This is a genomic window from [Empedobacter] haloabium (assembly GCA_008011715.2).
In the GTDB taxonomy this organism is placed as follows: domain Bacteria; phylum Pseudomonadota; class Gammaproteobacteria; order Burkholderiales; family Burkholderiaceae_D; genus Rugamonas; species Rugamonas haloabia.
Genome location: CP136508.1, coordinates 2,197,326 through 2,208,505, shown reverse-complemented (window position 1 = coordinate 2,208,505; position 11,180 = coordinate 2,197,326). Strand labels below are relative to the sequence as shown.

General features: G+C 63.7%; 5 protein-coding genes and 1 pseudogene. All 6 read right to left on the bottom strand.

All coding sequences use genetic code 11. The annotated features are described in order from the left end of the window. Positions 1 to 47 precede the first annotated feature (47 nt). Entirely contained in the window at positions 48 to 2,612 is a 2,565-nt protein-coding gene (locus E7V67_009685) for a heavy metal translocating P-type ATPase (protein ID WUR15350.1), read from the bottom strand. Between the two features lie 78 nt (positions 2,613 to 2,690). Further along, on the bottom strand, positions 2,691 to 4,163 hold the full coding sequence (locus E7V67_009680) for a TolC family protein (GenBank protein ID WUR15349.1): 1,473 nt from the start codon (positions 4,161 to 4,163) through the stop codon (positions 2,691 to 2,693). Further along, positions 4,160 to 7,352: pseudogene (locus E7V67_009675) on the bottom strand (multidrug efflux RND transporter permease subunit). Before E7V67_009675 ends, E7V67_009680 begins: the two are co-directional and overlap by 4 nt. Continuing rightward, positions 7,349 to 8,524 carry an efflux RND transporter periplasmic adaptor subunit gene (locus E7V67_009670; protein ID WUR15348.1) on the bottom strand — a complete coding sequence of 392 codons (1,176 nt, stop codon included), beginning with the start codon at positions 8,522 to 8,524 and terminating at the stop codon, positions 7,349 to 7,351. The pseudogene E7V67_009675 and the gene E7V67_009670 overlap by 4 nt, the downstream one beginning before the upstream one ends. 682 nt (positions 8,525 to 9,206) lie before the next feature. Beyond that, complete coding sequence (gene cueR, locus E7V67_009665; protein WUR16254.1) at positions 9,207 to 9,680, bottom strand: Cu(I)-responsive transcriptional regulator; 474 nt, start codon at positions 9,678 to 9,680, stop codon at positions 9,207 to 9,209. A 394-nt stretch (positions 9,681 to 10,074) separates the two neighbouring features. Beyond that, entirely contained in the window at positions 10,075 to 11,148 is a 1,074-nt protein-coding gene (locus E7V67_009660; protein WUR15347.1) for a class I SAM-dependent methyltransferase, read from the bottom strand. Positions 11,149 to 11,180 lie beyond the last annotated feature (32 nt).

Sequence of the window (11,180 nt, the reverse complement as noted above, 5' to 3'; positions counted from 1 at the left end):
GGCCTCCTCAATATTGTTCCGGTATCAGTAACTGCCGTACGCAGGCGTCAGTGCTCGTGCGCCATGCGTGACGTGACCATGCGCTCCGCGTTTGGCTGCGTTCCAGCTTGGGTATCGGCCGCCATCGGCGCTTGGAACCGCTTGAGCCGCAGCGCGTTCCCGAGGACGAAGACACTGGAGAGCGCCATCGCGCCTGCGGCGAACACCGGCGACAGCAAGGTGCCGTTGACAGGGTAAAGCGCACCCGCTGCCACAGGGATCAGCACAGCGTTGTAAGCGAACGCCCAGAACAGGTTCTGCTTGATGTTGCGGATGGTCGCCTGGCTGAGCGCGATCGCATTCGGTACACCGAGCAGGTCGCCCGACATCAGGACCACGTCGGCTGCCTCGATCGCCACGTCGGTCCCGGTACCGATGGCAAGGCCGACGTCCGCTTCCGCAAGTGCCGGCGCATCGTTGATGCCGTCGCCTACGAAGGCGACTCGCGCGCCCTTGGCGCGGAAGCGTTTCAGCGCCGCGACCTTGCCATCTGGTAGAACATCGGCGGCCACTTCATCGATGCCGAGCTGCCTCGCGATTGCCGTGGCAGTCGCCACGTTGTCGCCAGTGATCATCGCGACTTTGAGTCCGAGCGCATGCAAGGCCTCGATCGCTGCAGGCGTGCTTTCCTTGATGGGATCGGCAACCGCGATCACGGCCGCCAGCCGCCCGTCGATCGCTGCATACAACGGGCTCTTGCCCTGCTCGCCCAGGCGCTGCGCCGTCTGGACGAAGCCGCTTACATCGAGACCGAGCCGCGTCATGTAACGGTTCGCGCCGACGGCGACCGTCCGGCCGGCGACCCTGGCCGATACACCGAAGCCGGGGGTTGCATCGAAGCCCTCGACCGGAGCGAGCGTGATGCCACGTTGCCCAGCCTCGGCGACGATGGCTTCGGCAACCGGGTGCTCGGAGCGAGCTTCCACCGCGGCCACGAGCGCCAGGACCTGGTCATATTCGAACCCATCGGCTGGAACGAGATCGGTCAGCTCCGGACGCCCTTTCGTCAGCGTACCGGTCTTGTCGAGCGCAATCATGCCTACGTCACGGAGCGCTTGCAGCGCTTCCCCCTTGCGGAAAAGAATACCGAGTTCAGCCGCTCGGCCCGTGCCCACCATGATCGAGGTGGGCGTGGCGAGCCCCATCGCACATGGGCACGCAATGATCAGTACCGTAACCCCGGCTACCAGCGCGAACGTCAGCGCCGGGGGCGGTCCTACGCTCAGCCAGATTGCGAAGGTCGACGCTGCGGCGGCCATGACGGCGGGAACGAACCACATGGTCACCCTGTCGACCAGCGCCTGGATCGGCAACTTGGACCCCTGCGCCTCCTCGACGAGGCGAATGATCTGCGCCAGCACGGTGTCCCCGCCGATCCTGGTGACGCGGAAACTGAAAGCGCCATTCTTGTTGATCGTTCCGCCAACGACGGCGGCGCCTGGCCCCTTCGAAACGGGCACGGGCTCGCCGGTGATCATGCTCTCGTCGATATAGGACGCGCCTTCGACCACCTCTCCGTCGACTGGAATTTTCTCGCCTGGTCGGACGAACACGATGTCGCCGGCCACCACCTCGTCGAGCGCGACCTCGACCGACTGCCCGTTGCGCTCGACACGCGCGGTCTTGGCCTGGAGCCCGACCAGCCGCTTGATGGCCTGCGATGTCCGCCCTTTTGCGCCTGCCTCCAGGGTTCGTCCGAGCAGGATCAGGGTAACGATGACGACGCTGGCTTCGAAATAGACGTTGGCGGTGCCTGGCGGCAGCGCTTCCGGGAAGAACGTTGCGACCACCGAAAAACCGTACGCAGCGGCGGTGCCCAGCACCACCAGCGAGTTCATGTCGGGTGCGCCCCGCAACAAGGCTGGCACCCCTTTGCGGAAGAAGCGCAGACCGGGACCGAACAGCACGAGCGTGGCAAGCACGAGCTGTAAATACCAGCTTCTCTGTTCGCCCAGCGTACCCATCACCCAATGGTGCATGGCGGGGATGAGATGGGACCCCATCTCGAGAATGAATACGGGTAGCGTCAGGACCGACGCGATGAGCAACGAACGTCGTAGTGCTCGGGTTTCACTGTCGCGCCGCTCGGCGCCCTGGTCGCCTGCTGCGGTCGCGGCGCCAAGACGGCGGGGTTTGTAGCCAGCCTGTACAACAGCCGCCTCGAGGTCGCCCACGGAGACAGCCCCGTCAAGATGGCGGATTCGTGCACGCTCGGTTGCCAGGTTAACCGTGGCTTCGAGCACGCCTGGGATGCGTGCCAAGGCCTTCTCGACCCGACCTACACACGACGCGCAGGTCATGTCCTCGATCGCCAGTTCCGTGATCGCTTCGGGAACGGCGTAGCCTGCCTGCTCGATGGCCTGCACCGCCAGTTGGGGATCCGGCACACCTGCAACCGTGATGTCGGCACGCTCCGTGGCGAGATTGACCGCGGCAGTCAGCACGCCGGGAACCGCTTCCAGAGCGCGCTCGACACGGCCCACGCACGAGGCGCACGTCATGCCTTCGATTGGCAAGCTGAAGCGATTGATGGATGACACGGATGGTCCGGCTTGCTGAGGAACGGAAGCCATGATTTTCTCCCTCGAGTGTTTTTGTTAAGGTGAAGTCTGGTGCTTCCCTCCGTGGGAAGGTCAAGCACCGTCGACGATTTAGTTCGGGGCGCGCCAGCTGGGAGTGCCACTGGCGCCACTACAGTCCAGTCCCGCCTGCGCGCAGGCCTCCCAGCCGCCGCCGAGTGCCTTGTGGATGCTGACGACAGCCAGGCGCTGCTGGGTGCGAGCTGCCACCAGCGCACGCCGGCTGGCAAAATCGGACCGCTCGGCCTCCAGGACGTCCAGATAAATGCCCTCCCCGGCCGAGAAGCGCGCCCTTGCCAGACGTGCCACCTCGCGATTGGCAGCCGACTCGCTCAAGCGCAGCTCCAGCGTACGGCCTGCCGCGCCGTAGGCTTCGAATGCATCGTCGGCCTCCTGCAGCGCGCGCAGCACCGTCTGTTCGTATGCGATCAACGCCTCCCTGCCGCGTGCCTCGCTGGCGGCGATCCGCGCTCGCACGCGCCCGCTATCCAGAAATGACCAGCGCAAGACTGGCGCGAGCAAGCCGGACACGGCGCGGCCGCTTATGGCATCGAGGCTGCCTGCGACGAGGCCGATCGATCCTTCCACCTGGACATCCGGATACAGACCAGCAGTCTCGATACCAATCCGGGCGGTCGCTGCCGCAAGGTCACGTTCGGCTGCCGCGACATCGGCACGCCGCGTCATCAGCGCGACAGGATCGCCTATGGCGATGGTCCGCAGCGATAACGTCTCGCGGGCCGGGGTGGCGGGCGGCGCTCGGAACGTTTGTGGAGCTTCCCCCAGAAGAACGGCCAGCGCATTGACGGACGCGGCACGACGACGCTTCAGTTCAGGAACCACCGCTTCGGCATCGCGCAACAGCGCTTCGGCACGGAGACGATCGAACTCGGTGGCGGCGCCAGCTTGCAGCAGCCGTTCGACCAGGCCAAGGCTGTCGCGCTGGCTTGCGCTGATCTCGACCACGACTGCAAGTTCGGCATCGATGCCCTGCAGCTCGAACCACGTGGCCGCCACGGACGCAGCGATACCTGCCTGCACGCCGCGCAGCAGCGCCGCGCGGGAGCCCGCCAGCGCTTCGGCGGCTTCCACCGAGCGACGGATACGGCCGAACAGATCGACCTCCCACGATGCGTCCACCGCACCACGGTAGGTCTCGGTCCGCCTTGGCTGACCAGGCATAAGCTCGACGTCGCTGCGGCGGCGGTTCTCATGGCCTAACACGACAGCACCACGCGGCAAGAAGCCCTGGCGAGCCTCGCCCGCCAGCGCCCTCGCCTCCTCGACGCGTGCCGCGGCCATGCCAATGTCGTGGTTTGCTGCAAGCGCCCGCTCGATAAGACTGGTCAGTGCCGGATCGTCGAAGGCTTGCCACCACGCCACCTCGACGGTGCGCATATCCAGGCCGGGCGGGACGGTGCCGAAGTTGGCGGGGATCTGCGAGGCGGCGAGCGTAGGCGGCGTGTAATCGGGGCCAACCGCCGCGCATCCGCCCAGGATCAGCGTTGCCAGGAAAAGCACAAGGACTCGACGGGGTGTTCTCATGACGTGCGCTCCTCCATGTGCAGCCGAGCGCTCGCGTCGCGCTGCGCCACGCGAGCCGATGACCGGCGCATGACCACGTAGAACACCGGCGTCAGAAATAGTCCGAACACCGTCACGCCAAGCATCCCCGCGAAAACAGCGATATGTGTATAAGAGACAGCCCATGGCCTGTCGCATCTCGGCGCCCGCACCGTCCGCCAACACGAGCGGTACGGCGCCAGCGATGAAGGCAAACGAAGTCATCAGAATAGGTCGCAAGCGCAGCCGGCAAGCCTCCAACACCGCATCTAGCGGCCCTGCTCCTTCTGCCTCCCGGTTACGGGCAAACTCGACGATGAGAATCGCGTTCTTGGCAGCCAGCCCGACAAGCACGACCAGCCCGATCTGCACAAAAACATTGTTGTCGCCGCCCATCAGCCAGACGCCGAGGATGGCGCTCAACATGCACATCGGTACGATCAGCAAGACCGCCAGGGGCAACAGCCAGCTGTTGTATTGCGCCGCGAGGATGAGATAGGCGAGCAGCACGCAAAGCGGGAAGATGAACAGCGCGGAGGCGCCGGCCAGCTTCTGCTGGTAGGTGAGATCGGTCCATTCGAAGCTCATACTTTCCGGCAGGACTTCCTTGGCGAGACGCTCCATGACCGCTACCGCTTGCCCTGAACTGACGCCCTGGTTCGGACCGCCCGAAATGTCCGCGGCGGGGTAGCCGTTGTAGTGAATGACGCGATCCGGTCCGGAACCCGGCGTGACGGTGACGAACGACGACAGTGGCAGCATTTCTCCCGCTCCGTTGCGTACCTGCAGGCGGCCAATGGCCTCGGCCTCCATCCGGTGCGCGGCATCGGCTTGCGCCGTCACCTTGTAGGTGCGGCCAAACCGGTTGAAGTCGTTGACGTAGAGTGAGCCGAGATAGACCTGGAGCGACTCGAAGACGTCCGCAAGACGGACGCCCTGCGCCTTGACCTGCGTACGGTCGACCGCTACGTCGAGCTGCGGTGCATTGACGTCGAAGCTGGTCATCAATCCGGCCACCTGCCCGGACTCGGTGGCCTTTGCCATCAGCGTCTGGACTTGCTGAACCAGGGCATCGAGTCCGGCGCCGCCACGATCCTCGACCAGCAGCTTGAACCCACCGGTTGCGCCCAGGCCGGGCACCGGCGGGGGCGGAAACACGCCGAGGAAGCCGTCGGGTATGTTGGCGAACTTCGCCTGCAGGCGTCCCGCGATCGCGGTCGCACCCAGGTCGGGTGTCGCGCGCGCCTCGAATGGATCGAGCATCACGAACATTACCGCGGCGTTCGGAACGTTGACGAAGCCGTTGATCGACAGGCCCGGGAAGGCAACGACGCTTTCGACACCGGGCTCGGCAAGCGCGATCCTGGACATCTGCCTGGCGACGGCGTCGGTCCGCTCCAGCGACGCACCGTTGGGCAGTTGAGCAATCCCGACCAGATAATATTTGTCCTGCATTGGCACGAAGCCCGGCGGCACGGCTCTGAATCCGAGGTAAGTCAGCGCGAGCAGCCCACCATACAGCAGCAGGGCCAAGCCGCTGGCGCCGATCACCTTGCGGACCGCATTGCCGTAAGCGCCCGGCGCGCGCCCGAACGGCCGGCTGAACGCCGCCAGCAAACGGCCCGCACGGCCGCGCAGGCCGTGCGAGTCGGTCTCCCGGGCGGGCGGGCGCGGACGCAGCAACAAGCCTGCCAGCGCGGGACTGAGCGTAAGCGAATTGAGCGCCGACAGGATGGTCGAGATAGCGATCGTCAGCGCGAACTGGCGATAGAACTCCCCCTGCAGGCCGCTCAGGAACGCGGTCGGGATAAAGACGGCCGCGAGCACCGAGGTGATCGCGATGATCGGACCAGTGACCTCGTCCATCGCGTGCTTCGCGGCCAGCAGTGGCGCTTTCCCCTGCTCGATATGGCGTTCGACGTTCTCGACCACCACGATCGCGTCGTCGACGACGATGCCAATGGAAAGCACCAGGCCGAACAGCGACAGGGTGTTGAGCGAAAAGCCCATCACGTGCATGACGGCGAACGTCCCGATCAGCGATACAGGTACTGCCATCAGGGGAATCAGCGACGCCCGCCAGTTCCGCAGGAACAGCACGACGACGACGACGACCAGCACGATTGCCTCGAGCAGAGTGGCCGCCACTGACTGGAGCGAGGCACGCACGAATACCGTCGGGTCGTAGGCGATGCGTGAACTGAGACCGGCGGGGAACTTGGCGCCGAGGCGCTGCATCGTTTCCCTTACCGCTTGCGCTACGTCGAGTGCGTTGGCGCCCGGGCTTTGAATGATCTGCAGCGCGACAGCCGGCTCGCCGTCGAGCAGGCTGCGCAGCGCATAGGCGTCAGCGCCCATCTCGATGCGCGCAACATCACGCAGCCGCGTCACCTGGCCGTCGCTGCCTGCGCGGACGATGATGTCGCCGAACTGTTGTTCGTCGGTCAGGCGGCCAAGCGTATTCACTGTCACCTGGAACGCGGCGTTCGAGTTGGGAGCCTGGCCAACGGAGCCTGCGGCGACCTGAACGTTCTGCTCGCGAACCGCGGCAATGACATCGCCCGCCGTGAGCCCTCTCGCTGCGATCAGATCGGGATCGAGCCAGAGCCGCATGCTGTATTCGCCGGCGCCCCAGACCAGCACGTCGCTGACCCCGGGAATACGCGATAGCTCATCGCGTACCTGCAGGTACGCGTAGTTCGAAATGTACAAGGGATCGTAGCGCTTGTCGGGCGACAGCAGGTGCACCACCATCAGGATATCGGGCGACGTCTTCTGCGTGACGACACCCTGGCGCTGGACTTCCTCCGGCAGGCGCGGCAGCGCGCGCGCCACCCGGTTCTGCACCTGGATCTGCGCCATGTCGGCGTTGGTCCCCTGTGCGAACGTGACGGTCAGGATCATGCGGCCGTCGGTAGCCGATTGCGACGACATGTACAACATGCCTTCGACACCGGTAATCGCCTGCTCGAGTGGTGCCGCGACCGTTTCGGCGATCACCTTGGGGTTGGCGCCTGGATACGACGCGGTCACCTGAACCGTCGGAGGTGTAACAGACGGGTACTCGCTAAGAGGAAGTCGGAAGAACGCCACCGTGCCGGCGATCACGGTCAGGACGGAAAGCACGATCGCAAAGATCGGCCGATCGATGAAGAAGCGCGGGAACGTCATTGCGGCACTCCGGCTGCCTGGGCGAGCGTGATCGGCGTGCCGTCGATCGCCGCCGACAGCGGCGTGACAACCATTCCCGGCCGAACCAGTCCCTTGACGACGATGCGCTCGCCAGGGTTCAGTCCTTGCTCGACCACTCGCAGTCCATCGACCACCGGCCCAAGCTCGACAGGACGAAATTCGGCCTTGTTCGATTTGCCAACGACGAGCACGTAGCGCCGGCCCTGGTCGGTCCCGATGGACTGGTCGGAGACGAGTATCCTGGTCTGTGGCGCACCGGTCTCCAGTCGAACCTTGGCAAACAGCCCCGGGGTCAGGTGCCCGTCGGGATTATCGACCACGGCACGCAGGCGTACGGTTCCGGTGCCGCGATCCGCACTGTTCGAGACGAAATCGATACGGCCACTGCGGGAATACGCCTGGTCGGTGAGGAGTCCAACCTTGACGTTTGCCGTCGCGGTTCCCCGCCCGCCCGCGCTGTCGCGTGCCGTGGCCAGCGAGCGCAGATACGTGCGCTCATCCACGTCGAAGTACACGTGGATCGGGTCGATCGAGACGATCGTGGTGAGCGGCGTCGCACCGCTGGCGACATAGTTCCCCTCGGTGACGGCGGCATGCCCGACGCGTCCGCTGATCGGCGCGGTAACGCGCGTGAAGGACAGATCCAGGTTCGCGGCGTCGAGCGCCGCCTTCGCGGCTTCGACCTGTGCTTTGCTCGCGTTCAGGGACGCGGTCGCGGTATCCAACTTGGCGCGCGCGACGATTTTTTGCGCAAACAGCTGTTCGGCTCGCTTGTAGTCCTCCCGTGCGAGCGCTGATGCGGCCTCGGCCTCTTGTAGACGCGCTTTCGCCGCGGCCAGTGCGGCTTGGAACGGGCGCGGGTCAATCAGGAACAAGCCATGGCCTTTCTTCACATATTGACCCTCGGGAACACTTACTTCCTGTATATACCCGGCCACCCGCGAACGCAGTTCGACCCGCTTGACCGCAGTCAACGAACCGGTGTACTCGACAAACGGCGTTACCGGTCGCGCGAGTACTTCGGCCACCGGTACGCCGGGCGGCTGGGATGCGGGAGCGGTGGCGGCGCGCGCGGAGTCCTTACATCCGGTCGTGGCGAGCGCCACGCCGAGCGCCGCAGCGATAAGGCATATAGGCTTGACTTCCATCATTTTTCCTTTCACGAGTGGAGTCGACTTGGTCTGTGCAGGCAAAGCAGCAATACCGTAGTTATCGGACTTGCCACGTTTGGAAAGTCAAGCATTTATTAAATTGAGTGGCCTACCCTCGCCGAGCTGGAGGCAGGCGTACGTCGACGTCCCACTCAGGACGCAGGTCCCTCGATGCGGTGCTGCGAGCACCTTATGCGACACAACGTTGAGAAGCGAATGCGGCCAATCGCACTGATCGATTGGAGTGATGGAGGGGATGACATAGCCGACTGTCGCGATAGCAGCGGCGATGCAGCCATGCGGATGCGGCACGTATCGTTGCGACTCTCGTGTTCGCCGTCGTCGTCCTCGGCCGGCGAGCCTGGAATCAGGCCGCGACGATTATGGTGCCCTCATCCGCGCAGTGCGAGCACGAACGAGGGTACCAACCATGAACGATTTGCCGAACCGCCCGGTGCAAAGCCATAGCGGCCACGGGTACTACAAAAGTGGCACCGGCGTCGATTGCGCGACGCAAGCTCGCCCAGGAATTGATCGGTAGTTAAAGCGTGCCTTGCGCGTTCGGCTCAGTCCGCGAAGCGATATGCAAATTGCGGTGCCTTCTCACTGAATCGCCTGCAAGACAGCCCCCGGAACCGCCACGCGGTACGGTTTCAGCTCTGGATTTGTCGTGCAATTGAACTCACCGGCCTTCGGTCGCCATCTCGCCTACAGGCCATGGCTTGGCCTTTGGAATCGGAGGCAGCCGCGGCGTGGACGGGGCGACAGCGCGCTCCGCCAGCTCCTCGATGATAGGGCAATTTGGACAGTCGTCGCCGCTACAGGTATCGGCCAGCTTTTCCAGTGTATGCACCATCGTTTGCAATTCCGCGATCTTGCTCTTCAAGCCTGCGACGTGCGTGAGCGCCATTGCCTTGACATCCGCGCTCGCGCGTTCGCGGTCGCGCCATAATGCCAGCAGTTCCGATATCTGCTCGACGGAGAACCCCAGGTCGCGGGCGCGGCGAATGAAATAGAGAGCGTGGGCGTCTGACGAGCTGTAGCTGCGGTACCCCGCATCGGAGCGGTTGGCCTTCGGAATCAGGCCGATTTGTTCGTAGTAGCGGATCATCTTCGCAGAGACCCCGGAAGACTTGGCCACCTGACCGATATTCATCATTCCTCCTCTTGAACGATTCACCAGATACCACCTGTAGCATTGGCACGAAGCTGTGCTGCAATGACCAGGTACACCTCAGCGTGAGTGCCGCGAAGCAGAAACCCTCGCTGGTCGGACGCGCAGCGATTCTCCAGTCGCTCGACAGCTTACCCATGGTCCCGCTCCGCAGGCCTGCGTCACCACATATGAGCCGGTGCAGCGCAAGCGCAAACATGCACCTGCCCGTGCCGGAAGTCGATGGCGCGATGCAAGCCGAAGCGATGATGCGTCGAGACGCCTTATTCGTAAACCTGTCAGATTGTACAGGTGCCCAAGCACCGGCAAGGATGACAGTAGCGCCTCTTGCCAAGGTCCGGCATCGCATGACATTGCAATGCCGGACCGAATTACCTTAAGGCCGCAGCTCGAACAACGCCGGCATTGGAGGGCGATCGGACGGCACCTTGCGGAAGCGGCTGAACCCTGCGACCTCGGCCATCTGGCGTGCACGCTTTTCGCCCATGAAGGCCCCCAGTCCCGCACCGCCATGCGATAGCGAGCACGTCATGCAGTAAAGCGTACTCTGCGGATACATCACACGGCCGAACAGATTCATGTTTTCGTGGAGCTCTTCCGACAGGTTAAGCTCCACCATGAGATAGGTGCCGTCGTCCGCAGTCGAAGCGCGCAGGTCCTTCAACATTTGCTGAGGATCCGTTGCATCATGGATCACCACGAAAGTGGTCACGAAGTCGAACTTCTTGCCGACGATGGCGTCTGAGTCGCTGACCTCGAATGTCACCCGATCGCCTACCCCGGCGGCGACGGCGTTCGCGCGTGCCCGCTCGATCGAAGGAGGATGGAAGTCACAGCCAACGATACGCGCCCGTGGGAATGCCTTGGCCATCGTGATCGCTGCCAGGCCGCTGCCGCAACCGAAATCCAACACGCTGCCACCGGCTTCGAGCTTCTCCTTCACGCCATCGAGCGACGGAATCCAGTGCTGCACAAGAAAATTTTTATACCACGGCATCGTCATCCGTTCCATACCTTGCCAGGTCTCGATCGGGAACGCTTCCTCAGGGCAGCCGCCTCCGTTGCGGAAGGCTTCGATGACCCTCGGGGCCATGCTTACAAAGGGCACGCTCAGCTGCATGATCCCGCCAGCGAAATAGGGCGAATCTTCGTCGGCGAGCACTGGGACGAATTCGGCAGGCATCCGATAGCGTCTGGTCTCGCGATCGTATGTGACGTAGCTGCCGGTGACCATGGCGCCGAGCCATTCGCGCAGATAGCGGGCATTGAAGCCGGTCTGCCGTGCCAACTCGTCCAGGGTCACCCATTCGCTGTGCGCGAGCGCTTTGAACAAGCCCAGTTGGTCGCCGATATAGAGCATTGCGCCCCGTAGCGTATTGCCGTAGTCCTCCATGATTCGTACGGAAAACTGTTCTACTTTCGTTGCATCCATCGTGGTGGTTTCTGACATTTTCGTCTCCATTGTTTTCAGTTGGCCGCGTA

Bases quoted from the DNA above. Each gene is read 5' to 3' on its own strand.
- E7V67_009660 (WUR15347.1), bottom strand. From the start codon at position 11,148: ATGTCAGAAACCACCACGATGGATGCAACGAAAGTAGAACAGTTTTCC.
- E7V67_009670 (WUR15348.1), bottom strand. From the start codon at position 8,524: ATGATGGAAGTCAAGCCTATATGCCTTATCGCTGCGGCGCTCGGCGTG.
- cueR (WUR16254.1), bottom strand. From the start codon at position 9,680: ATGAATATCGGTCAGGTGGCCAAGTCTTCCGGGGTCTCTGCGAAGATG.
- E7V67_009680 (WUR15349.1), bottom strand. From the start codon at position 4,163: ATGAGAACACCCCGTCGAGTCCTTGTGCTTTTCCTGGCAACGCTGATC.
- E7V67_009685 (WUR15350.1), bottom strand. From the start codon at position 2,612: ATGGCTTCCGTTCCTCAGCAAGCCGGACCATCCGTGTCATCCATCAAT.